The organism is Glaciihabitans tibetensis (assembly GCF_003003265.1).
In the GTDB taxonomy this organism is placed as follows: domain Bacteria; phylum Actinomycetota; class Actinomycetes; order Actinomycetales; family Microbacteriaceae; genus Glaciihabitans; species Glaciihabitans tibetensis.
Window position 1 is genome coordinate 115,099 of sequence record NZ_PVTL01000008.1, and the last position, 22,752, is coordinate 137,850.

Consider the following 22,752-nt stretch of genomic DNA (forward strand, 5'->3'; position numbering starts at 1 on the left):
CGCACGGCCGAGTCCAACGGAGTCTGCCGTGAGTGGCCGCGCCGACACGGGCGGGCGCACCGCGCTCGCCGGACGTGGCGCAGCGCGTTCCGCCCAGGCGGGCCAGGCTGGCCCAACGGGCGTGACCGTCCAGGCCGGCGTGACCGTCGACGTGGTCACCAGCCTGCGGCGCGTGGAGATTGTGCTCGCGGTTCTCGGCGCCGTCGCAGCTGCCTTCATCGCGTTAGACGTCGGCGGGCCCATCCGGGTCGTGATCGCGCTCGCCGCCTGGCTGCTTGTCCCGGGGTGGAGCGTGGTGCGGAGGCTCGACCCGCGTGATCTGCCGCTGGCGCTCGGGCTGACAGTTGTGGCGAGCGCCGCGATCCACACCCTCGTCAGCCTGGTGCTCGTGTGGACAGAATTCTGGCGCCCTCAGATCGTGGAGGCCGCCGTGATTCTCGCCGCGTCGCTGGTCATCGTGCTGTGGCCGCCGCGCAGCGAGACCGCAGGATCACCATTGCTGGCCCGCTCGCGGGCACGCCCTCTCGCCCTGCACCCCACCGACACCCTGCTGTGGCTTCCCCTGCTCGCCGCCGCGGTGCTGTGGCCGATTTCCCTCGCCCAGACCGACGTCGACAACCTGGGTGACTGGGGACTTTTGCCGGCGTATCCGCCGATCTGGTTCGTGTCCGTCGCCCTCGTGTTCGCCACCCTCGTGATCGGGTTGCTCGAACGGCGAATTCCGCCCCTGCGCATGACCGCCGGTCTCGTGCTGCTCGTGGCAATTCTCAACGGTTCTGCGAGCCTTCTGGAGAATGTTCCGCGCCTCCCGTGGGCGTACAAACACCTTGCCGTGTCTCGCTACATCGACACCTTCGGCAGCATCGACCCGTCCATCGACCTGTACAACCGGTGGCCGGGGTTCTTCGCCATGAGCACGGCGCTCGAAGACGTGCTGGGGCTGCAGTCCACCGTCGGCTGGGCCTCGTTCGCTGAGCTCGTCTTCGCGTTGGTCGACGCCTGCCTCGTACTGGCCATTGCTCGCACCCTGTCCCGCAACGCGGGCGTCGGGTGGACGGCCGCGATCGTGTTCACCATCTGCAACTGGGTTGGACAGAACTACTTCTCCCCGCAGGCTTTCGGGCTCACCATCTACCTCGCGGTGGCGCTGCTCGCCCTGCGGTATCTCGGCCGTACACCCGCGCGGCTCCCCGGCGCCGTCGAACGTCTCATCGCCCGGGTGCTGCCCGTGAAACGAGGCCGCCTCGAGGAGCTTCCCTCGACCGTTTCACGCGGAACCCGCATCGGCGTTGTGGCGGGCATCATCGTGCTGCAATTTGTGGTGACGGCGAGCCACCAGCTCACCCCGTACCTGATCGTGCTTGCGCTCGCCCCGCTGTTCATCATCGGCTATCTGCGCCCGTGGTGGCTTGGCATCGTGCTCGTAGCAATCCCCGTTCTGTATCTGCTGCCGCACTACGCCTACATGCAGGAAAAGTTCGGGTTGTTCACCGGGTTCAACCCCTTCACGAACGTCACCTATAAGCCGGTGACGGTCGATATCCCCACCGCCGCTGGCGCCCTGCAGAGCCAGGGTGTTGTGCTGCTTTCTGCCCTGACCATCGTGGTCGCCTTCGCCGGCTTCGTGCGGCGCATCTTCGCGGGCCAGGTGCGCACCACGCTGATCGTCGCCTGGCTGGCCATGGCCCCGGCAGTGACCCTTCTTGCCCAGAGTTATGGGGGCGAGGCGAAGTTCCGGGTGTTCCTGTTCGGGTTGCCCTGGTTCTCGATGGGTGTCGCCTGGTTGTTCTGGCCGGCGGTGCGACTGACGCGACGGGCAGCCGTCGCCCTTATCTCGACCCTCACCGTCATGCTCGCCCTCTTCGTGGCGACCTACTTCCAGCCCGAGGCCGACCTTCGGGTATCGGCGAACGACGTCGAAGCGTCGAACTGGATCGATTCGCGGGTGAAGTGGGGCGACTCCGTCGTCACCTTCGGACCTCCGTTTCCGACGCTGACCGGGCCAAACTACGGAGACCTGCTCGCCACCCCCCAGGGGCTCGCGGTGCTGTCCGACTTCGGCAGCGGATTTCCCGGCGGCCTCAACGCGAGTGCCGTGCTTGACTACGTTGACGTGTCCGGGGTGCGCGGCGACACCTACATCGTCTTCTCCGATAGCCAGGAAGACTACGGTGTGCGCCACGACGTCTACGCCGAAGGCCAACTGGACTCGGCCGAGCGGATGGTGCAGCGAGACATCGACTTCGACCCGGTGTTCGGCAACGCCGGCGTGCGGGTCTACAAGCTCACCGCGCTGCCCATGGTTGGCGATGCAGACGGCGACGAGTGGCTACCCGGCCAACAGAGCGTGGCACCGCTCGACCCGAGCAAGCCACCAAGCAGTACGTTCAGCGCTCGCCGCGTGGCGGTCGAGTAGCTCGTCGCTGACATCCACCCTCCGCACCTCGATCTGGCCGTCCACCGCGACCAGCGGCGCGTCGGTGACGTCGGCGGCGAGGAGCGCGGCCGTTCCGAGCCCGCAATCGAAGTCCAGCTCGGGCACACTCGCGGCAAGGAAGGCGCCCATCGACAGGCCTACGGACGTGTCGAGTGCGCTGGAGATGACCACCGGCAGGCCGGCATCCCGCACGATATTCAACGCCGCGGCGACCCCACCGAGGGGCTGGGCCTTGAGGACCAGGATGTTGGCCGCGCCAGCACGAGCGACCAACAGCGGGTCTTCTGCCTTACGGACGCTCTCATCTGCGGCGATCGGGATGCCCATGTACTTGACGCGGACACGAATCTCGGCGAGTTCCTCGACCGAGGCGCACGGCTGCTCGACGTATTCGAGGTCGTAGGGCGCGAACGCGTGAATCGCCGTTTCGGCCTCGTCCACGTTCCAGCCTCCGTTGGCATCCACCCGGATGCGTCCGTCTGGTCCGAGAAGCTCACGAACACGGGCGACGCGCGCGACATCATCCGCCAACAAGCCTCCGACCTCTGCCACCTTTACCTTCACCGTTCGGCACCCGGGAAAACGGGCGAGCACCGCCTCGACCTCGGACACCCCGACTGCCGGAAGCGTCGCGTTGACGTGGATGCGGTCGCGCAGGGGAGTTGGTGTGGTGCCCCAGCCGAAGTCGATCGCGGCGGCGAGCCAGGACGCGGACTCCGCGTCCTCGTACTCAACGAAGGGCGAGAATTCGGTCCAGCCATTCGGCCCGTGAAACAGCACCGCCTCCCGGGTGTCAATTCCGCGAAAACGGGTCACAAGGGGAAGGGATACCACTCGCGCCGATGCGAGGAGGTCGTGCAGTGCAGGGTTCATGCCCTCAGTTTGCCGCACAGACCCTACGCTGGCACTGTGGGAACCGGGTATTGCCAAACACCACATACTCCGGGAGGCAGACATGAGTGCAGGCGATGACGACGTGGTCGCGTCCGACGGTCGATTCAGGCCGGGGGATGACACGCTGCCCACTCACACGATGGAGTTCCTCCGCATCGAGGGTAACGACGCCCTCATCAAGTACGTGCCGGGCGAGTACGTGCCGCGGGGTGCCTTACCCGCGGAGCTACCCGAGGACGAATCCGCCCCCGGCATCCGGCCCAGGACGCGCAACCGCCGACCGACTCCCATTCATGCCCTTCTAGGAATACTCTTCTGGGCAGCGACCGTAGTGCTTACCGCGGTGGGAATGAACCTCGCTCTCGGCGGAGATTATGCAACGTCGCAGGTGATCGCGTTCATCGCCGCGGGATGTTCTGTACTGGGGTTCATCCTGGGCGGAATTGCGGTGTTGCTGCGCCGCGGCGACGGTCTCGGCATTGTCGCGATGGTGCTGTGTCTCGTGTCAAACCCTCTGCTGCTCGCGAAGGTGCTCGGCTGGCTGAGCGAGCTCACGCCGTAGTCTTAGCGGTATGACTGCTGCGGTTTCCGACCTGTTCGATCCGGCCCTGTGGGTCGATGTTCCCGGCTTCGAGAACCTCACCGACATCACCTACCACCTCGACACGGCCGGCCGAGTGGCCCGGGTCGCGTTCAACCGTCCCGAGGTGCGGAACGCCTTTCGCCCGCATACCGTCGACGAGTTGTATCGAGCGCTCGACGATGCCCGGCAGAATCCGCGTGTGGGAGTCGTGCTGCTCACCGGCAACGGCCCAAGCCAGAAGGACGGCGGCTGGGCCTTCTGCAGCGGCGGCGACCAGCGCATTCGCGGCCGTGACGGCTACCAGTACGCCGACGGCACCGCTCCGGCGGGCCAGTCAGCGCCGGTCGGCCCGTTCGGTTCGGCGTCGAACGGCCGCCTGCACATCCTCGAGGTGCAGCGCCTCATCCGCTTTATGCCGAAGGTCGTCATCGCGGTGATCCCCGGCTGGGCCGCGGGCGGTGGCCACTCGCTGCACGTCGTCTGCGACCTCTCCATTGCCAGCGCCGAACACGGCAAGTTCAAGCAGACCGATGCGGACGTCGGGTCGTTCGACGGTGGCTACGGCAGCGCCTATTTCGCCCGCCAAGTAGGTCAGAAGTTCGCCCGCGAGGTGTTTTTCCTCGCCCGCGAGTACAGCGCGCAACGAGCGCTCGAAACGGGAGCGATCAACGCGGTGGTTCCCCACGCCGAGCTGGAGGCGACCGCCTACGAGTGGGCGAACGAGATCCTCACCAAGAGCCCGACCGCGATCCGCATGCTCAAATTTGCTTTCAATGCGGTGGATGACGGGATGGTGGGCCAGCAGGTTTTCGCCGGAGAAGCCACCCGTCTCGCGTACGGCACGGACGAAGCAGTCGAGGGGCGGGACTCCTTCCTCGAGAAGCGCGAGCCCGACTGGTCGCCCTTTCCCTGGCAATTCTGACGCAATGTATTCACCGCTGCACTCGCCGGTGCTGACCAAGCTGCTGAACCCATGACGCGCGAGTTGCTGCGCCTCCCCGCTGAGCCCGAGACGGTATTCGCGGCGCTGCGGGATGCACTGAGCGGAAGCGGGCCGGCGGTGCTGCCCGTTCCCTTGGCTGGCGCCGTGGCATCCGCTGATGCGCCTCGCGTGGCCCGCCGTGTCGCGCTCGTGGTCGAGACCAGCGGCTCAACCGGGAGGCCAAAGCGCGTTGCTCTCAGCGCCGACGCCCTGCTGGCCAGCGCCACCTTCTCGGACTCCGTGCTCGGGGGCGCGGGGCAATGGCTGTTGGCGTTGCCGGTGCACTACATCGCCGGGCTCAACGTGCTCGTGCGGTCGATCGCGAGCGACACCTCGCCCGTTGTCCTCGCTGCCGGACCGTTCGATCCGCTCCAATTCGCCACGGCGGCCGAGACGATGGACGCGCCGTTGCGCTTTGTGTCCCTGGTGCCCGCGCAACTGACCCGGCTGCTTGATACGCCCGAGGCGCTGGGGGTGCTGCGCCGGTTCGACCGCGTTCTGGTCGGCGGTCAGTCCACCCCGGGGCCCGTGCTGCAGCGCGCCGCGGACCTCGGCATCTCCCTTACCCGCACCTACGGCTCGAGCGAGACCGGTGGCGGTTGCGTCTACGACGGGGTTCCCATCGGCAACACAGAGGTGCGGGTGATCGACGGGCAGATCGAGTTGTCTGGCCGGGTGCTCGCAGAGGGCTACCTCGACGAGAACTTCGAGAGCGACGACGAGCGCTCCGCCGCCGCGTTCATCACCGAGCATGGCCAGCGTTGGTACCGCACCGGCGACGGAGGCGAGGTCGTCGACGGCACGCTCACCGTCACGGGACGACTCGACGATGTGATCATCTCCGGCGGGCTGAAGGTATCCCTGGCGGCGATCGAGCAGGCCATCCGTGCGCTGCCCGGACAGTCCGCCGCCGTGGTGGTGGCGGCCCCGAGCGATCGCTGGGGCGAGGTTCCCGTCGTGGTCACGACCGCGGACGTGCCTCTTGACGAACTTCGAGAGCGGATGTCACGGCTCCTCGGCCCCGCCGCCGCGCCCGATCGCGTGGTGGTAGTGGGGCAGCTGCCGGAGCTGTCCTCGGGCAAACCCGACCGTCGTGCCATTCATCGATTGGCTCAGTAGACTCCTCCCGTGGCATCTCCCAAGCAGCAGCGCATCGACCCCAAACGTGTACCCAACCCGCCGAAGTCGGGTAAGAGCGGACGCCCCGGTGGGCGTCCGAAGGCCGCAGCCGCCGCGAAAAAGGCCACCGCGGCCGACTGGATCTCGGGTGCACGTCTGCGCACGCTGCCCCTGGGTATCGCGCCGGTGGCGCTCGGCACGGGAGCCGCGCACCTCCTCGACGACAATGGCTGGCACTGGGTGCGGGCATTGCTCGCGCTGGTTGTCGCCGTCGCCCTCCAGATCGGCGTGAACTACGCCAATGACTACTCCGACGGCATCCGCGGAACAGACAACCACCGGGTCGGTCCCGCCCGGCTCACCGGGTCGGGCGCCGCCGCACCGCGAACCGTCCTCATCGTCGCGCTGAGCTTCTTCGCCCTGGCTGCCCTCGCCGGCCTCGTGCTGGTGATCCTGACGGGTTACTACTGGCTGCTCATCGTGGGCGCCGCGGCCATCGTCGCCGGCTACTACTACACCGGCGGCAAACGCCCGTACGGCTACAACGCGCTCGGTGAAGTGTTCGTGTTCGTGTTCTTCGGCCTCGTCGCCACCGCCGGAACCACCTACGTGCAGGAGGGTGAAGTCAACGTCGAGAGCTGGCTCTCCGGTGTCGCGATCGGATTCATCGCCTGTGCCGTGCTGATGGTGAACAACATCCGCGACATCCACCAGGATCGCCTCGCTGGCAAGCGCACGCTGGCCGTCGTCCTCGGGGACCGCGCCGCCCGCATCGTGTTCGTGGTATTCCTGCTGCTGCCGTTCGTTATTCTCGGGTTCTTCGCGATGTTCTACCCGAACGCTTACCTGGTGTTCTTCACGCTGCTGCTCGCGCTTCCCACGGCCGCCATCACGCTCACGGCGAAGACGCCGCAGGAACTGATCCTCGCGCTCAAGCTCACCAGCGCGCTCGCACTCGCCTACGGCCTCGGCCTGGGAGCGGCGTTCGCGTTCTAGAGCGTTAGTTCGGCCTCGCGTCAGACGTTGCGGTCGAGCGCGTCATCCTCATCTTCGTCGGCGTTGATCTCGCCGCGCTCGCGTCGGACCGCGATGCTTTTCGCCAGATCGTCCCGCTGCGGCCGGAAGAAGATGTACGAGACGCAGAGGCCGACGACGGCAGCGATGATGGCCGCCAGCCAGGAGGGCGCGGGCGTGAAGAGCATCAGAATTGCCAGCACGGCGGCGAACAGCGCGATGCGGATGAGGGTGTATTTGATCCAGGGTCGCACCCGTCAAGTGTAGGACGGCTTGCTGCGAGCAAACATCACAGCCGCCTCCGGGGCACTGTTCAGCCATTGGTAATACACTCGACATATGGCCCGACTTTTGGTGGTGCTCGTAGGCGTTCTCGTCGCGTTCACCGTCTTCGCTCTGATTGATCTCCTTATGACGGAGAAGTCTCGGGTGCGCGCGCTGAACAAGCCGCTCTGGGCTCTCGTCATCATTGTGTTGCCCGCACTCGGTGGCATTCTGTGGCTCGCGCTGGGCAAGTCCCGCAACGGCCCGTCCACCGTCGCCCGCTCCACGGCTCCCGACGATGACCCGGCCTTCCTCAAGGGACTTGGCCGCGACAAAGAACAAGACGAGCGCATCCGCCGCCTCGAGCAGGAGCTGTCCGAGCTCGACGATGACTCCAAGTCGGAGTAGTTCCCCCGCCACCGATTTCTCGCTGGCCCTCTTCGACGAATACCTGCGGCTCGGACTGCGCGACGTAATCGTCAGCCCCGGGTCCCGGTCGCAGGCGCTGGCGCTTGTGGCTGCCGAATACGAACGGCGCGGACTGCTGCGCCTCCGGGTGCGTATCGACGAGCGTGTGGGCGGATTTCTCGCGCTCGGCCTCGCCGTGGAGACGTCCACCCCGGTGCTCATCATCACCACCTCGGGCACGGCCGTCGCCAACTTGCACCCCGCCGTGCTCGAGGCACACCACTCCGGAGTACCGCTGATCGTGCTCAGCGCGGATCGTCCTACCGAGTTGCGCGGCATCGGCTCCAACCAGACTGCAGACCAGACCGGCATCTTCGGCGCGGCGATCACCCGCAGCTGGGAGGTCGACGCTCCTCGTGGACATGAAGGGGAGCGGGATGCCGCGGCCGGCCTAGCGCAGAGCAGCTGGCTCGCCTCCATAGAGGGACACGGCGGCAGGCCCACCCCCGTGCACGTGAACATCGGCTTCCGCGAGCCTCTGTCCGGGCCCATCGAGTCTGGCGAACCCGGGCGCGGTGCCGAGGCCTACGCGTCCCCACCCCACGTGTCTCCACCCCACCTGCCCCCACCCCACCTGCCCCCACCCCACCTGCCCCCACCCCACCTGCCCCCACCCCACAGAACCGCGCACCCAGATTCGGTGCACGTGCTGCACCCGTCTCCCGGAACCGTCGTTGTCGCCGGTGCCGGTGCCGGGGAGCAGGCGGAGGCGGTCGCGCGCGAGCTCGGGGTTCCGCTGTTCGCCGAGGTCAGTAGTGGGGCGCACTTCGGCCCAAACCTCGTCGTGACCTACCGGCAGCTCCTCGCCACCGAGGGGTTCGGCGACCGCATCGCGCGAGTCATCGTGTTCGGGCACCCGACGCTCAGCCGCGAGATCCCGGCGCTGATTACCCGCGGCGACGTCACCACAACCGTGGTGCGCACCCCGGGCGCGGACGACTACAACCCCGGGCACCGCGTCTTTGACTTCGTTGATGCGGTGCGCGTCGCCACTGCCGACGAGATCCCGGCCAGCGGCCACAGCGCCCTCGACGGCGACCGCGCCCGCAACGGCGAGGAGCCACCAACAGGCGAACAGGGCTCGGTGCGCGAACACGCCCCCGCCGGAAAGTCGCCCGCCGTGCAGTCGCCCGCCGTGCAGTCGCCCGCGGGCCAGTCGCCCGCCGTAGAGTCGCCCGCGGAGGTGCGGGCGTGGCTCGGCCGGTGGGTCTTCGCCTCGCGGTCGCTGCTCGAGCCCGAGACGGACGCGTTCCCGGTCGACCTCAGCAACGCCGAGTTCGCGCGCCGCCAGCTTGCCATCGTGCGCGCCCCGGTCACCCGGCCCGCCCTCGTCGAGGCGGTCTGGCGATCGACCTGGCCGCATGATCGATTGGTGCTCGGCGCCTCCCGCCTGATTCGCGAAGCCGACCAGATCGTCACGGGAAAACGAATCCGCGTGCACGCCAACCGTGGACTCGCGGGAATCGATGGCACCATCGCCACGGCGATCGGCATTGCTCTCGCCAGCCAGAATCCGGTCACGCCTGAACCTGCGCCCGAACCTGCGCCCGCGGTGCCCGAACCTGCGCGTGCGGCGCCCGAACCTGCGCCCGCGGCGCTCGAACCGGGCGAACCCGCAGTCACACGCGCCGCAGTGGCTGGTGGCGTTGCTGGGGCTGCCGCCGCAGCATCCGACAGATCCGCTTCGGGAACGACCCGGGTTCTGGTCGGCGACATCACGGCGCTCCACGACGTGGGTGCGCTCCTGTTCGGCGCGGGGGAGCCCCGGCCGCGGATCCAGGTCATCGTGGGCAACGACGGCGGCGGCACCATCTTCGACGGTCTCGAGGTCGCTACGTCCTCAGAGACGGCACCAGCGACAGTCTCGGAGGCCGCGACCACCACGTCCGCGGCGCCTTCCGCCTTCGACCGGGTGATGTTCACCGCTCAAAGCGTCGACTTCGAGAAGCTGGCCGCGGCTTACGGCTGGATCTACCTGCGAATCACCACCGTGGGCGAGCTCGATGAGGCCCTCGCGGCGTGCCCCGGGCCGATGCTGATCGAGGTAGCGCTCGCTCGCTGAATTAGCTGAACGCTTCGACCACCGGACGAAACTTCATCTTCGTCTCGGCCAGTTCCATCTCGGCGTCAGACTCCGCCACGATGCCGGCTCCCGCGTACGCCGTGATGTCCCCGTCGACCGACACCTCCGCGCAACGCAACGCAACGGCCCACTCGCCGTCGCCGTCGGCACCCACCCAGCCGACCGGCCCGGCGTAGCGTCCGCGGTCGAACGGCTCGAGTTCGCTGATCAGGTCGAGGGCGGTACGGGTGGGCGTTCCCGCGACGGCCGCCGTCGGGTGCAGCGCCGCGATGAGGTCGAGCGAGGTGGATCCGTCGGTGAGCGTGCCCTCGACGTCGCTCGCGAGATGCCACAGGTTCGGCAACTTGAGGGTGAACGGCAGCTCACTCGTAGTGACATTGCGGCTGTGCGGCCGCAGTGATGTGAGCAGGCTCTGCAGCGCGTACTCGTGTTCGTCTTGATCTTTGGTGGATGTCGCCAGCGCCACAGCCGCTTCCTGGTCAGCCAGCGCGTCGGCACCCCGGGCGGTGCTGCCCGCGAGCACCCGTGCACTGACGGTGCCGTTGTCGGCCCGCACCAGCGTCTCCGGGCTCGATCCGATCAGCCCATCGACCGCGAAGGTGTAGCAATCCGGGTAGCCGAGGGCGAGCTCGGCCACTACCAGGCGCAGGTCAGCGCCGATGGGCAGGTGCCCGATCAGGTCGCGCGCCAGCACGACTTTGCTCACGTCGCCCGCGCGGATGCGGCCGACCGCCGAGTTCACCGCGTCGAGGTAACCGGCCGGGGTCAGCGCGCCGGGGCGCAGGGAGATGCGGTACTCGGCGCCGATCGGGGTGGACAGCGGAGTCTTCGGCGGTGTGGCTTCGGTGCTGCCCGTGCTGATCCGGGTGATCCAGCTGGTGCCGTCGCGACGGCCGATCACCACGGAGGGAACGATGAGCACGCTGGTCGCGGCGGAATCGTCGGAGAAGCTGAAAGCGCCGAAGGCGACGAGGCCGGTGCCGGGCAGGCCGAGCGGGTCTTCTACCGTGGCGGCTGCGGCGACGCGCTTCCATGCGGCCGCGGCATCCACCATTCGATTGGGGCCTGTAAATTCCAGACGGAGTGCCTCACCGACCCCGGCGATGCCCTGTCCGCGGCGGCTGAAGACCAGCGGATTACGGGGATCGACCAGCGGAACGAGCGGGCGAATGCTGTCGAGGGGCTGCGTCAGAACGTTTAGGGCGGGCACCTGGCCCCCGGTGTCTACCACCCGCCCAGCGTACTCCGGAGATCCTCAACCTTTCTCACTACACTTGACCCTCGTGAGCAAGGCGAATCTAGATAAGCAACCCGACCAGGTCGCGGGAATGTTCGACGACGTCGCGAAACACTACGACCGAACGAACGCACTGCTGTCGGTGGGCAACGCCTATCTCTGGCGGATGCACACGGTTCGCGCCGTCGCGCCCCAGGCCGGCGAGCGCATCCTCGACATTGCCGCGGGTACCGGCACCAGTTCGGCGGCGCTCGCGCGTTCCGGCGCCCGCGTTGTCGCGGTGGACTTCTCGGCAGGCATGATTGCGGAGGGTCGCAAGCGCCACACGAACATCGAGTTCATCGAGGCAGACGCCGAGAAACTTCCGTTCGGGGACGACGAATTCGACGCCGTGACCATCAGCTTCGGCCTGCGCAACGTCAACAACCCCAAAGCGGCCCTCGGCGAGATGTACCGGGTACTCAAGCCCGGCGGTCGCTTGGTGATCTGCGAGTTCTCCAGGCCGCCGCGCGCTCTGCTGCGAACCGGGTACTGGGCGTACCTCAAATACGTGATGCCGAAGGTCGCGAGCACCGCGAGCTCAAACCCGGCCGCGTACAACTACCTCATGGACTCGATCAAGGACTGGCCAGACCAGGGCCGGCTGAGCCAGTGGATTCGGGGAGCCGGGTTCACCCGCGTCGCCTACCGCAACCTCACCGCAGGAATCGTCGCCCTTCACCGCGGGCGCAAGCCCGTCGACGCCGCTGTCCTCGCGTCCGTTGCCAAGCGCAGGGGCAAAGTGTCACGCCCGGCTCCCGCACAGCCTTCGAAGCCCTAGCTTCCCTCAACGATTGGTCCTGTAGTGAATCCGAGCGTCCCCCTTGCTCGACGGAGCAACACGCTGAGCTCGTCGCTCGGCCTGGCGGAGAAACTCTTCTCCTCCACGGACGAGAAGCGCTTTGCGATTGCCGTCGAAGCTGGCCTCGACGCCGTCGAGATTGGCCTCCTGCGTGAGATGTCGTTTGCGGACAATCTGGCGGATGTCACGAGCCGCTACCTTCTGGATGCGGGCGGCAAGCGCGTGCGCCCGACCCTCACGCTGCTCACCGCCCAGCTCGGCAACGGCAACAACGACGAAGTGATCCGCGCCGCCGAGGTGGTCGAGATCACCCACCTCGCGTCGCTGTACCACGACGACGTGATGGACGAGGCGCAGATGCGGCGCGGCGTACCCAGCGCGCAGGCCGTGTGGGGCAACTCCGTCGCGATCCTCACCGGCGACCTGCTGTTCGCCCGGGCCAGCAAGCTCGTCGCCGACCTCGGCGTGCGCGCAATCAAGCTGCAGGCCGACACCTTCGAGCGTCTCTGCCTCGGCCAGCTGCACGAAACGATTGGGCCCCGCCCCGACGAGGATCCGATTGACCACTACATCCAGGTGCTCGCCGACAAGACCGGTTCCCTCATTGCCCTCGCCGCAACGATGGGTGTCATTTTCTCGCAGGCTCCGGAGTCGTACGCTACGGCGGCGGAGGAATTTGGCGAGAAGATCGGCGTCGCCTTCCAGCTCATCGACGACGTCATCGACCTGTCGCCGCGCTCGGAAGACACGGGAAAGCTCGCCGGCACCGACCTGCGCGCCGGCGTTGCGACCCTCCCGCTGCTCTACCTACGCCAGCTCGCGGTCACCGACTCGAGCGCGGCACTGCTGCTGGCTCGTCTCGAAACCGATGCCGGATCCCGTTTTGCCGGCATCGTCGACGGTGACCTTGGGGCCGACGGCGCCCTGACGGCCGTGACCGAGGTGGATGATGCGGACCTGACCGCCGCGATCGCCGAGTTGCGCGACCACTCGGTCACCGCTCGCACCCTCGAGGAGGCGCACCGGTGGGCCCGGGAAGCCGTCGCCGCGCTCGCCCCGCTGCCTGACGGGCCCGTCAAGAAGGCACTTACCCGATTCGCTGACACGGTCGTCGAGCGCTCCAACTAGCGCGTGGCCGTCAGGGCCGATCGTCGTCACGCACGTGCAGCACGTTCAGCAGGTTTCACCAGCGACTCGTTTCAAAACAGATTCGATTCACAACAGACAGGGATCTTATGACCAAGCTTCGTTTGGCCATCGTCGGCGCAGGACCAGCGGGAATCTACGCCGCGGACATCCTCCTGAAGGCGGAGAAGCAGTTTGATGTCTCCATCGACCTGTTTGAGCAGCTGCCGGCGCCCTACGGGCTGGTTCGCTATGGCGTCGCCCCGGATCATCCGCGCATCAAGGGAATTATCACCGCGCTGCGCGAAGTGCTCGACAGTGGCGCGATCCGCCTGTTCGGCAACGTGCTTTACGGTCGCGACATCACCCTGGACGACCTGAAGAAGCACTACAACGCCGTGATCTTCTCCACCGGCTCGATCCGTGACGCCGACCTGAAGGTGCCCGGCATCGATCTCCCGGGTAGCTACGGCGCTGCCGAGTTCGTCAGCTGGTTCGACGGCCACCCCGACGTGCCGCGCGACTGGCCGCTCGAGGCGAAGGAGATCGTGGTCGTGGGCAACGGAAACGTCGCGCTCGACGTCGCCCGGATGCTCGCGAAGCACCCGGAAGACCTGCTGCCGACGGAGATCCCCGCGAACGTCTACGACGGCCTCAAGGCGTCGCCCGTCACCGACGTGCACGTGTTCGGCCGCCGCGGCCCGATGCAGGTGAAGTTCACCCCGCTCGAGCTCCGCGAGCTCGGCGAACTGCGCGATGTCGACATGATCGTGGACGACGAAGACTTCGACTACGACGAGGGTGCCCGCACGGCCATCGCCACCAACAAGCAGGTGATGGTCATCGACCGCATCTTCACGCAGTGGCGCTCACGCGAGACCGGCGCAGCATCGCGACGCCTGCACCTGCACTTCTTCTCCAAGCCGGTCGAGGTTGTCGCCGACGAGAACGGCACGGTCGGAGCGTTCCGGTTCGAGCGCACTGAGCCCGACGGACAGGGTGGCGTTCGCGGCACCGGCAAGATCCGCGAGATTCCCGCGCAGGCGATCTACCGCGCGGTCGGCTACTTCGGCTCGCCCCTCGACGGGATCCCGTTTGACGAGAAGCGCGGTGTGATCCCGAACCGCGAGGGCCAGGTTCTCGATGATGAAGACCAGCAGGTGCACGGCGTGTACGCCACCGGCTGGATCAAGCGCGGTCCGGTCGGTCTCATCGGCCACACGAAGAGCGACGCCATGGAAACCATCAAACACGTCATCAACGACCAGCCGAACTGGTGGACCCCGACCCACCCCGAGGAGGAAGCCGTCACCGAGCTCCTCGCGAGCCGCGGTGTCGAGTTCACCAACCTCGACGGGTGGCACAACCTCGATGCCCACGAGCTTGCGCTCGGCGAGCCCGAGGGTCGCGTGCGCATCAAGGTCGTGGCGCGTGACGAGATGGTGAGCGTCTCGAACGCGACGACGCGCGGCCGCCACGCGCTGCCGGTCCCGGCCGAGTAGTCGCGCCGCCGCGGACGCGTGTGCCGCGTGCGCCAGTGTTGCGGCGTCCGCGCTTGTGCCGCGTGCCGATGAATGCTGCCGCAGAGGCGCCCAGGTAGAGCTGCCGCGGCCGCCCAGCGGCCAGGGTCGACGGCCTCGAGCTACTTCCCCGCGCCGAGAGGCCACCGGTCGACGGTCTTTCGCTACTTCCCGTCGCCGAGCGGCCACATATTGATGCCGGGCAGTATTTCGCTCCATCGACCGGGCGGTTGCGTCGTCTTCTCGGCCAAAAACCGTCGATTCGAGCCCGCTCGACGAGCACGATGATCGGTTTCTGTCCGGTCGAGCGGGCCTCCCCGGCGACACGTCCGGCGGCGCGCGGAACCCGGCTGGCTCGACTGCCGCACGCCGAGGCCGCAAGATCGGGCCGCAATCCCACCGCCGCGGTCTCGTGCGGCAAACCCGCAACGCATTCTCGCGCAGCAGGCCCGCCGCGGAAAGCTACTGCACGGCGGCGGTCAGGCGCGCGAGGTTGTCGAGCACCGCGCCGGGAACCGGACGTGTCATCCACTCATCCAGGGTCAGCTCCCGGGACTCGTTCCGGTACGACTGCTCCAGCTCCCGGATCGATTTCACGAAGTCGCGACCACGCACCATCACCGAGATTTCGAGGTTGAGGCTGAACGAGCGCATGTCCATGTTGCTTGAGCCGATGACGGCGACCTGGTCATCGATGGTGAAGTGCTTCGCGTGCAGCACCGTGGGCGCCTTGTAGAGCCAGATGCGCACACCGGCCTTCAGCAGCTCCTCGTAGTAGCTGCGCTGGGCGTGGTAGACGACGGGCTGGTCGCCGATCTCCGACACGAAGAGCTGCACGTCGAGACCGCTCTGGGCCGCGGTGGTGATGGCGTACAGCATCGACTCATCCGGCACGAAGTAGGGACTCGTGATGATGATGCGTTCCTGCGCCGCATACAGGAGAGAGTTGAACAGGCGAAGGTTGTTCTCACCCTCGAAGCCCGGGCCACTGGGCACCACCTGCGCGTCGAGCGGTGCACCGCTGAGGGTCAGCGGCTCCGGCTCGGTCTCGCGCAGCAGCAGCTCGTCGGTCTCGCTGTACCAGTCGGTGACGAAGAGGGCGTTGATCCCGGCGACGATGGGTCCCTCGAACCGCACCATGAGGTCTTTCCACTTGAGCCCGCGGCGCTTGTTTCCGCGCTTGTTGTAGCTGCGGTCGACCATGTTCTGCGAACCGGTGAACGCGACGACGCCGTCGAGGATGAGGAGCTTGCGGTGGTTGCGCAGGTCGGGGCGCCGCCACTGTCCACGCCAGGGTTGCACCGGCAGCATCAGGTGCCAGGAGACACCGATCTTTTTAAGCTTGCGGATGGTGCGCAGGTAGTTCGGGGCACGGAGGCAGGCCACGTGGTCGAGAAGTACCCGCACGGTGACGCCGCGCTTCACGGCATCCTCCATCGCATCAAAAAACGGGGTCGTTGTCTCGTCCCAGGCGAAGATGTAGAACTCCGCGTGCACGTACCGCTTCGCGTCGCGCACGGCCTGGGTCATCGCCGCGAGGGACTCCTCGTAGTGGGGATAAAGCTTGGCGCTGTTTCCCCCGACGAGCGGCATCGCACCCAGCTTGCGGTTCAGCTCAACGATCGGCTCAAGCCAGGACGGCCACGGGTTGTCCTGGCTGACCCTGTCGATGCCCTCGGTGGTCTCGATGATGTAGCGGTTGATCTCGAGCTGCTTCTCCCGCCGGCGTTTGGGCAGGCGACGGCTGCCCAGCACCAGGAACAGAAAGATGCCGACGTAGGGGATCAAAAAGATCGCCAGCAGCCAGGCCGTTGCGGTCTGTGGTCGGCGGTTGCGCGGCACAACGATCAGCGAAATTATTCGCACGATGAAGTCGATACCGGCAAGCACCCCCACCCAGGTCAGGGCGAAAGTCGGCCAGTGCCATTCCCATGGCCAGCTCAGGTCCCAGCTCATGGGCGCCCCAATCGTCTGCTCCGGTGGTGTCTACTCTGGCGCCGACGGCACCGCCTGTGACGGTATTTGACTGTGTTAGCTGAGGTCTAGCGGAAGTTCACGAACTGCAGCGCGACGTCGAGGTCTTTGCCCTTGAGCAGCGCCATCACCGCCTGCAGGTCGTCGCGGCTCTTGGACTGCACACGAAGCTCGTCGCCCTGGATCTGCGACTTGACACCCTTGGGGCCCTCGTCGCGAATGATCTTGCTGACCTTTTTCGCGTCTTCAGACGAGATGCCGTTTTTGAGCGACGCCTCGATGCGGTATTCCTTGCCGCTCGCGTAGGGCTCGCCGACGTCGAGGCTGCGCAGCGAAATGCCGCGCTTGATGAACTTGGCCTCGAGCACCTCGAGGACGGCCTTCACCCGATCTTCGGAGCTCGCCTTGAGCAGGAGCTTCTCGCCACTCCACTCAACCGAGGCGCCGATGCCCTTGAAGTCGTAGCGCGACAGGATCTCCTTCTGCGCTTGGCTGAGGGCGTTGTCCGCCTCCATCTTGTCGACCTTGCTAACGATGTCGAATGAGGAATCTGCCATAGGGGCAGTTTAACCGGAAATGCTGGTTCAGCCGCGCCGCGCCGTGCTCTGTCGCACAACCAGTTCCACCGGCAGCGGAACGTTGAGCGCCAGCGTGTCTCCCGTGCCGGGGTGCAGCTCCTCCATGAGCATCTCGACCGCACGGCGACCCTGCTCCTGGGGAAACTGCGCAATCGTGGTCAAACCAAAGAAGCTGGCGAGTTCATGGTCGTCGATGCCTATGACCGAGACATCCCCTGGCACTGCCAGCCCCAACTCGCGGACGGCCAGGATCGCCCCAATGGCCATCTCGTCAGAAGCCGCGAAAATGGCGGTCGGACGGTGGGGCTGTGAGAGCAGGCGCATCGCGGCGCGGTGACCGCTCTCGATGGTGAAGCTGCCCGCCTCGAAGAGGGAGGGATCAATGGGGATGCCGGCGTCCGCGAGGGCCGCCTCGTACCCGACCCGGCGGCTGGTGGGCAGGTGAAAGTCGCGTTCGGACTCCTGGCTGCCTCCGATGTGCGCGATCGAGTGGTGGCCGAGGTCGATGAGGTACTGGGTGCAGCGGCGGGCCACCTCCACGTCGTCGACAGACAGCGTGCGCACGCCGGGCAGGGGACCGCCGATCCCGACGATGGGGGTGTTCATCGCCAGCATCCGACTGACCTCGCTGGGGGTGAGCTCGAGCGAGATCGCGATGACCGCGTCGACGCGTTTACGGAGCAGGAAATGCTCGAACACGCTTCGGCGCTCTTCGCCGCCGCCGCTCAGGTTGTAGAGGGTGAGGTCGTACCCGCGCTGCAGCAGCGCCGACTCGGCGCCCTCGATCACCGAACTGTAGAACCAGCGGTTGAGGAAGGGGATCACGACGCCGACATTCTTCGTGCGTCCCGTGGCGAGCCCGGAGGCGTTCGATGAAACCACGTAGCCGAGGCGAGAGGCGGCGGCAAGCACACGGTCCCGTGTCGGTCCCGAAACGGACAGCTTGCCGTTCAGTGCGCGGGACACGGTCGCCGTGGAAACTCCGGCAAGCCGCGCGACCTCGTCGATTCCGGGCACGATGACTCACCTCCTTTGGCATCCCGATCCTAGCGCCGCAGCGCTTTCCGGCAAGATAACCGTGGGGTTGGTCACGAAGTGCTCCGGGACCTTGTATTCTTGTTCCGCGCCTCTGGTCAGGTGATCACACGTGGTCGGAAGCGCTCTGGCTAGTTACCCAAGCGGCCAAAGGGATCTGACTGTAAATCAGACTGCATCGCATTCGGGGGTTCGAATCCCTCACTAGCCACCAGAGTCCAGACTGGAAACAAAAAAAGCTCCGAGCCTCGCTCGGAGCTTTTCTTGGTTTCGTAGCGTTCACGTGGGTGTGCGAAGCTGCGCTGTATGACTGACGACCTGCTGACGCTTGCCCGGGACACCGCACTTGCCGCGGGGGAGTTGGTGAAGAGGCGCCGGGCCGAGGGAGTGACCGTGGCCGACCTGAAGTCGTCCCCGGTTGATGTTGTGACCAACGCCGATCGCGAGTCGGAGGCGCTGATCCGATCGATTCTCGCGCGGGCCCGGCCGAATGACGGTTTCTTCGGCGAAGAGGGAGCGTCGGGCATCGCCGAGCAGGACGCGGGCACCAGCGGGTTGACCTGGATCGTCGATCCGATCGACGGCACCGTGAACTACCTCTACGACATCCCGCACTACGCCATCAGCATCGCCGTAGTAGAGGGGACTCCGGATCCGCTCACCTGGACCGCGCTCGCCGGCTGCGTGTTGAACCCCGCATCGGGCGAGCTCTACACGGCGACGCCGGGCGGGGGAGCATTCCTCGGAGAGCAGCGTCTGGCCGTTGCCCCGGCCGTCGAGCTGTCCCAGGCGCTCGTCGGAACCGGATTCTCATACAGTTCCCAGACGCGCGCGCACCAGGGGCGGGTCGTGGCTCGGCTTCTGCCCGAGGTGCGGGACATCCGTCGTATGGGCGCCGCCGCGCTCGACCTGTGCGCCGTCGCTTCCGGTCGCCTCAATGCCTACTATGAACGGGGATTAAGCCCGTGGGACCACGCGGCAGCCGCGCTGATCGCGCGAGAAGCCGGCGCTCTTGTCGTCGGCGAAAACGGTCGCCCGCCGAGCAAGGAGTTCATTCTCGCGGGCGAAGAAAGTGTCGTCCGCGCCCTTGAATTACGCCTGCTGCACTTCGGGGTCTAAACCGAAAGTGGCCAAACGGGCCATCTTTGGCTAGGCTAGGGAGGTTCCGTTATCTGACCGTGACTTTTACCGGCCTGATTCCACCCGCAAATCGAATCGCCTCCGTCACGGAAGCTTCGTGTTTAGAGGAGATACAGCCTTGCCGTTACGCCCCTTTCGCTCCCCACTGAGCCGCCCGCTTCCGTGCGCGGCTGACGGAGCGCAGTAGGCAGTGACAGACATCGAACAGGCCCCCCTCACCCGCCGCGAGCTGCGTGAGCGTGAGCGCGCCGCAGAAGCTAAGCGCACACCCCGCTCCTCGCCCACGCCCCACACCGTGCTCGGGTCGCAGAGCGTGCCGGTTGCCGCGACCGTAGCCCCGGACGCCATCCTTCCCGAGGGCGTCCTGCCCGTCGTTGATCTGCCCACGGTCTCGGCCCCCACCATCCCTTCGGCGTCTGCCTCGGCATCGCCCAGCGCTTCCGCTACCGCGCTCAGCGGTAGCGCCGCCGCGACCAGCTCCGCCGAGACATCCGCCCCCTCCCGCCGCAGCGCGGCCAGTGTGCGTGTGCGCAAGGTGCGGGCGGCAAAGTCTGCGACGGCTCCCTCCGCCACCCGGGTGGGTGCGCCGTCCCGCCTCCGGGCGTTTGGTGCGTTGCTGTTCGCCGGTGCCATGGTTGTTGCCGTGACCATCCCGGCGGCCGCATTTATTGTGGATGCCCCCACCGCAGTCGTCGCCGACGATCTACCGTCCACGGGCGAAGGCCAGGTCGTCGTTGCAGATTCGGCCAACCTCACCGAGGTCGTCGAATACGACAGCTGGGACGTGGCAAGCCCCGCCGAACTCAAGCAGGCGTCCGCGATTCGTGGCGACTCGTCGTACACGGTTTCCAACGAGGGCGCCATCCGCTGGCCGTTCCCCATCGCTGTGCCGATCAGTGACGGCTACGGAACCCGCGTGTCGCCCTGTAGCGGATGTTCCACCCAGCACAAGGGAACCGACTTCACCCCGGGCTCCGGAGCACCGATCACCGCCATCGCCGACGGCGTCGTCAGCCTGAAGACCACGTCCTCGTGGGGATTCGGCTACCACGTCTACATCGACCACATCATCGATGGCCAGAAGGTCACCAGCGTGTACGCCCACATGCAGCTCGGATCCAGCGATCTCGAGGTGGGCGATGTCGTCACCGCGGGCGACTTCATCGGACTCGTCGGCCAAACCGGCGCCGCTACGGGCCCGCACCTGCACCTCGAGATCCGCGTCGATGGCGTGCAGGTCGACCCGTTCCTCTGGCTGACCGTCAACGCGAGCTAGTCGCTCGACGCCTCGCTCGCCCGATCGCGCGTCGACCGGCCAGTGACCGATGCCAGCCCGAACCGACCGGCCAGTAACCGATGCCAGCCAGAACCGACCGGTCGCCAGAACGGGCCGCGTCGCCGACTGGACGGTCGGCGCCGCGGCCCCCTGACGGGGTGGACCCCGGTCTGCTAGTCGCGGCGGGTGAGCCAGACGGTCGTGTCCGGCGGCAGCGCAGCCTCCGACAGAGCCTCGCTCGAAATGACGATGTCACCGACCGGTAATTCGACAGGAACGGCTCCCGTGTTGGCGATGACGGTGATGTCGCCATTGGTGAACGCGACCACGTCGTCACCGTAACCGTCGAGCCAGACCAGCGCTCCGGTGCCGAGTTTGTGCGTCGCACGCTCGCGCAGCGCGAGTGTGTAGAGCTCCAGCGTGCTCCCGGGCACTCCCACCTGCGCGTCGCGGGCGAACGGCGCCCAGTCGGCGGGCTGCGGTAACCAGCTCCGCCCGTCAGTGCTGAAGCCGTAGGCGGGTGCGTCCGCGGTCCAGGGGATCGGCACCCGGCATCCGTCTCGCCCATATTTTTCGCCATTGTGACGGAAGAAGGTGGGATCCTGGCGCGCCGAATCGGGCAGGTCGATGACCTCGGGAAGGCCGAGCTCCTCGCCCTGATACACGTACGCGCTGCCGGGCAGAGCCAGCATCAGCAGGGAAGCGGCACGGGCTCGGGTCAGGCCGAGGGCTTCGTCTGGCTTGACCGCGCTGAGGGGGCCGAGGCCCGCACCCTGTGGCGGCGGCGAGGCGAGACCAAATCGCGAGGTGTGGCGGATGACGTCGTGGTTCGACAAAACCCAGGTGCTCGGTGCTCCCACCCCGTGAAATGCCTCGATCGACTCGTCAATGATGGCGCGCAGCTCGGGCGCCGACCAGTCGGTTTCGAGGTAGCTGAAGTTGAACGCCTGCTGCATCTCGTCGGGGCGAACCCAGTTGGCCAGTTTGGTCAGCGGCTCGACCCATGCCTCAGCGCAGAGCACGCGGTTTCCCTCGAACTCCTCCAGAACGAGGTGCCAGTCGCGGTAGATCTCGTGCACGCCGGCCTGGCCCCAGTACGGAACATCCGCTGCGTCGCCGCCCATGGAGCCGCCGTCGCCGTCGGACTTCGGGGCGAAGTAGTCGGGGAGGCCCGCGGCCTTGATCATGCCGTGGGCGACGTCGACGCGGAAGCCGTCGACGCCGCGGCGGAGCCAGAAGCGCAGGATCTCGCGGAACTGTTCGCGCACCCATTCGTTGGTCCAGTCCAGGTCGGGCTGGGAGCTGTCGAAGAGGTGCAGGTACCACTGGCCGGGACGACCGTTGGGGTCGGTCGTTCTGGTCCACGCTGCGCCACCGAAGACGGACTGCCAGTTGTTCGGGGGCAGCTCGCCGTTCTCGCCCTGGCCGTCGCGGAAAAGGTAGCGAGCGCGCTCCTCGGAGCCGGGTCCGGCCGCGAGGGCGTCGACGAACCAGGCGTGGTCGCTGGAGGTGTGGTTGGGAACGAGGTCGACGATCACGCGGAGGCCGAGGCGGTGCGCCTCCCGCTCGAGGGCGTCGAAGTCAGCGAGCGTGCCGAAGATCGGGTCGACGTCACAGTAATCGGCGACGTCGTAGCCGGCGTCGCGCTGGGGAGAGGTGAAGAAGGGGGACAGCCAGACCGCATCCACGCCGAGGGTAGAGAGGGCGCCGAGCCGCTGCGTGATGCCGGGCAGGTCACCCACACCGTCGCCGTTGGCGTCGGCGAATGACCGGGGATAGATCTGGTAAATCACCGCGCTGCGCCACCATTCGGCGCCCGGAGCTGTGGTGACCTCCGGCAGCGGGGACACGTCGGTCGAATCATCTGCGACCGCGTCGGTGTGCTCGGGGGTGCGCTCAAGCGTGGAACCGTCAGGGGTCGGGAATTGGTTTTCGTTCGCGGTTTCGTCGGTGGGCAGCGACGATTCCGGTGTGCTCTCGAAAGTCATGCGCAAAACGATACGGCATGCCCCGTTGCGCGGACTGGGTCCGACCGGTAGAGAGGCTGGATCCGACTGACGTGGGGCCGACGTTGAGACTGACGTGAAGCCGACGTTGGGACTGACGTGGGGACGACGTCATAACGGCAAAACAACCCCCGCGCGGGTGCTAGTCTCTTATGGTGCCAAAACGGCGCCGCGCA

19 protein-coding genes and 1 tRNA gene are annotated in these 22,752 nt (G+C 66.9%); 13 read left to right on the forward strand and 7 right to left on the reverse strand.

All coding sequences use genetic code 11. From position 1 onward, the window contains the following. The first annotated feature begins 28 nt into the window (after positions 1 to 28). Positions 29 to 2,416, forward strand: coding sequence for a hypothetical protein (locus tag B0I08_RS14680; protein ID WP_106214169.1), 2,388 nt, complete (start codon positions 29 to 31; stop codon positions 2,414 to 2,416). Here the strand turns inward: B0I08_RS14680 and B0I08_RS14685 are convergent. Continuing rightward, positions 2,330 to 3,310: an o-succinylbenzoate synthase gene (locus B0I08_RS14685; RefSeq protein WP_106214171.1), complete on the reverse strand. Its 981-nt coding sequence runs from the start codon at positions 3,308 to 3,310 to the stop codon at positions 2,330 to 2,332. The two genes, B0I08_RS14680 and B0I08_RS14685, sit on opposite strands and share 87 nt — an antisense overlap. A gap of 82 nt (positions 3,311 to 3,392) precedes the next feature. On the opposite strand from B0I08_RS14685, the gene B0I08_RS14690 reads away from it, so the two are divergent. From B0I08_RS14690 to B0I08_RS14705, 4 genes are read left to right on the forward strand one after another with little or no spacing between them, the layout of a single operon-like run. Next, the gene (locus B0I08_RS14690) at positions 3,393 to 3,893 is read left to right on the forward strand and encodes a hypothetical protein (RefSeq protein WP_106214173.1); all 501 of its coding nucleotides are present in this window, start codon (positions 3,393 to 3,395) and stop codon (positions 3,891 to 3,893) included. 10 nt (positions 3,894 to 3,903) lie between these two features. Further along, positions 3,904 to 4,836 carry a 1,4-dihydroxy-2-naphthoyl-CoA synthase gene (locus tag B0I08_RS14695; protein ID WP_106214175.1) on the forward strand — a complete coding sequence of 311 codons (933 nt, stop codon included), beginning with the start codon at positions 3,904 to 3,906 and terminating at the stop codon, positions 4,834 to 4,836. Positions 4,837 to 4,887: 51 nt separating this feature from the next. Then, on the forward strand, positions 4,888 to 6,015 hold the full coding sequence (locus B0I08_RS14700; protein WP_106214177.1) for an AMP-binding protein: 1,128 nt from the start codon (positions 4,888 to 4,890) through the stop codon (positions 6,013 to 6,015). A gap of 9 nt (positions 6,016 to 6,024) precedes the next feature. After that, complete coding sequence (locus B0I08_RS14705) at positions 6,025 to 7,011, forward strand: 1,4-dihydroxy-2-naphthoate polyprenyltransferase (RefSeq protein WP_106214179.1); 987 nt, start codon at positions 6,025 to 6,027, stop codon at positions 7,009 to 7,011. Between the two features lie 20 nt (positions 7,012 to 7,031). Here the strand turns inward: B0I08_RS14705 and B0I08_RS14710 are convergent, their stop codons facing one another. Further along, positions 7,032 to 7,283 (reverse strand): DUF4229 domain-containing protein, encoded by a 252-nt coding sequence (locus B0I08_RS14710; protein WP_106214181.1) that lies wholly within the window; start codon positions 7,281 to 7,283, stop codon positions 7,032 to 7,034. Positions 7,284 to 7,368: 85 nt separating this feature from the next. Here B0I08_RS14710 and B0I08_RS14715 point away from each other — a divergent pair, with 85 nt between their 5' ends. Then, positions 7,369 to 7,701: a PLD nuclease N-terminal domain-containing protein gene (locus tag B0I08_RS14715; RefSeq protein WP_106214183.1), complete on the forward strand. Its 333-nt coding sequence runs from the start codon at positions 7,369 to 7,371 to the stop codon at positions 7,699 to 7,701. Beyond that, a complete protein-coding gene (gene menD / locus B0I08_RS18105; RefSeq protein ID WP_245884832.1) occupies positions 7,682 to 9,823 on the forward strand; it encodes a 2-succinyl-5-enolpyruvyl-6-hydroxy-3-cyclohexene-1-carboxylic-acid synthase in 2,142 nt (713 codons plus the stop codon). The genes B0I08_RS14715 and menD overlap by 20 nt, the downstream gene beginning before the upstream one ends. 1 nt (position 9,824) lies before the next feature. Here the strand turns inward: menD and B0I08_RS14730 are convergent, their stop codons facing one another. Continuing rightward, positions 9,825 to 11,075: an isochorismate synthase gene (locus B0I08_RS14730; protein ID WP_245884833.1), complete on the reverse strand. Its 1,251-nt coding sequence runs from the start codon at positions 11,073 to 11,075 to the stop codon at positions 9,825 to 9,827. Between the two features lie 52 nt (positions 11,076 to 11,127). Between B0I08_RS14730 and ubiE the strand changes: the two genes are divergently transcribed. The 3 genes from ubiE (at position 11,128) to B0I08_RS14745 (ending at position 14,549) form a co-directional block, all read left to right on the forward strand. Continuing rightward, complete coding sequence (ubiE, locus tag B0I08_RS14735) at positions 11,128 to 11,901, forward strand: bifunctional demethylmenaquinone methyltransferase/2-methoxy-6-polyprenyl-1,4-benzoquinol methylase UbiE (protein WP_245884834.1); 774 nt, start codon at positions 11,128 to 11,130, stop codon at positions 11,899 to 11,901. Between the two features lie 24 nt (positions 11,902 to 11,925). Further along, positions 11,926 to 13,050 carry a polyprenyl synthetase family protein gene (locus B0I08_RS14740; protein ID WP_106214185.1) on the forward strand — a complete coding sequence of 375 codons (1,125 nt, stop codon included), beginning with the start codon at positions 11,926 to 11,928 and terminating at the stop codon, positions 13,048 to 13,050. 107 nt (positions 13,051 to 13,157) lie between these two features. After that, positions 13,158 to 14,549 carry an FAD-dependent oxidoreductase gene (locus B0I08_RS14745; protein ID WP_106214187.1) on the forward strand — a complete coding sequence of 464 codons (1,392 nt, stop codon included), beginning with the start codon at positions 13,158 to 13,160 and terminating at the stop codon, positions 14,547 to 14,549. A 480-nt stretch (positions 14,550 to 15,029) separates the two neighbouring features. Here B0I08_RS14745 and cls read toward each other — a convergent pair whose 3' ends face one another. From cls to B0I08_RS14760, 3 genes are all read right to left on the reverse strand, one after another. Continuing rightward, positions 15,030 to 16,523, reverse strand: a complete 1,494-nt coding sequence (gene cls, locus B0I08_RS14750) for a cardiolipin synthase (protein WP_106214189.1) — start codon at positions 16,521 to 16,523, stop codon at positions 15,030 to 15,032. Positions 16,524 to 16,609: 86 nt separating this feature from the next. Further along, a complete protein-coding gene (locus tag B0I08_RS14755) occupies positions 16,610 to 17,098 on the reverse strand; it encodes a YajQ family cyclic di-GMP-binding protein (RefSeq protein ID WP_106214191.1) in 489 nt (162 codons plus the stop codon). 27 nt (positions 17,099 to 17,125) lie between these two features. Next, the gene (locus tag B0I08_RS14760) at positions 17,126 to 18,136 is read right to left on the reverse strand and encodes a LacI family DNA-binding transcriptional regulator (RefSeq protein ID WP_106214193.1); all 1,011 of its coding nucleotides are present in this window, start codon (positions 18,134 to 18,136) and stop codon (positions 17,126 to 17,128) included. 147 nt (positions 18,137 to 18,283) lie between these two features. Between B0I08_RS14760 and B0I08_RS14765 the strand changes: the two genes are divergently transcribed. From B0I08_RS14765 to B0I08_RS14775, 3 genes are all read left to right on the forward strand, one after another. Next, positions 18,284 to 18,368: transfer RNA gene (locus tag B0I08_RS14765), tRNA-Tyr, on the forward strand. 92 nt (positions 18,369 to 18,460) lie between these two features. Further along, entirely contained in the window at positions 18,461 to 19,273 is an 813-nt protein-coding gene (locus tag B0I08_RS14770; protein ID WP_106214195.1) for an inositol monophosphatase family protein, read from the forward strand. A 211-nt stretch (positions 19,274 to 19,484) separates the two neighbouring features. Then, positions 19,485 to 20,570: a M23 family metallopeptidase gene (locus tag B0I08_RS14775; RefSeq protein ID WP_106214197.1), complete on the forward strand. Its 1,086-nt coding sequence runs from the start codon at positions 19,485 to 19,487 to the stop codon at positions 20,568 to 20,570. A 173-nt stretch (positions 20,571 to 20,743) separates the two neighbouring features. On the opposite strand, the gene B0I08_RS14780 is transcribed toward B0I08_RS14775, so the two are convergent. Then, positions 20,744 to 22,558, reverse strand: a complete 1,815-nt coding sequence (locus tag B0I08_RS14780; protein ID WP_106214199.1) for a glycoside hydrolase family 13 protein — start codon at positions 22,556 to 22,558, stop codon at positions 20,744 to 20,746. Positions 22,559 to 22,752 lie beyond the last annotated feature (194 nt).

Bases quoted from the DNA above. Each gene is read 5' to 3' on its own strand.
- B0I08_RS14685 (WP_106214171.1), bottom strand. From the start codon at position 3,310: ATGAACCCTGCACTGCACGACCTCCTCGCATCGGCGCGAGTGGTATCC.
- B0I08_RS14690 (WP_106214173.1), top strand. From the start codon at position 3,393: ATGAGTGCAGGCGATGACGACGTGGTCGCGTCCGACGGTCGATTCAGG.
- B0I08_RS14695 (WP_106214175.1), top strand. From the start codon at position 3,904: ATGACTGCTGCGGTTTCCGACCTGTTCGATCCGGCCCTGTGGGTCGAT.
- B0I08_RS14700 (WP_106214177.1), top strand. From the start codon at position 4,888: ATGACGCGCGAGTTGCTGCGCCTCCCCGCTGAGCCCGAGACGGTATTC.
- B0I08_RS14715 (WP_106214183.1), top strand. From the start codon at position 7,369: ATGGCCCGACTTTTGGTGGTGCTCGTAGGCGTTCTCGTCGCGTTCACC.
- menD (WP_245884832.1), top strand. From the start codon at position 7,682: ATGACTCCAAGTCGGAGTAGTTCCCCCGCCACCGATTTCTCGCTGGCC.
- B0I08_RS14745 (WP_106214187.1), top strand. From the start codon at position 13,158: ATGACCAAGCTTCGTTTGGCCATCGTCGGCGCAGGACCAGCGGGAATC.
- cls (WP_106214189.1), bottom strand. From the start codon at position 16,523: ATGAGCTGGGACCTGAGCTGGCCATGGGAATGGCACTGGCCGACTTTC.
- B0I08_RS14755 (WP_106214191.1), bottom strand. From the start codon at position 17,098: ATGGCAGATTCCTCATTCGACATCGTTAGCAAGGTCGACAAGATGGAG.
- B0I08_RS14770 (WP_106214195.1), top strand. From the start codon at position 18,461: ATGACTGACGACCTGCTGACGCTTGCCCGGGACACCGCACTTGCCGCG.
- B0I08_RS14780 (WP_106214199.1), bottom strand. From the start codon at position 22,558: ATGACTTTCGAGAGCACACCGGAATCGTCGCTGCCCACCGACGAAACC.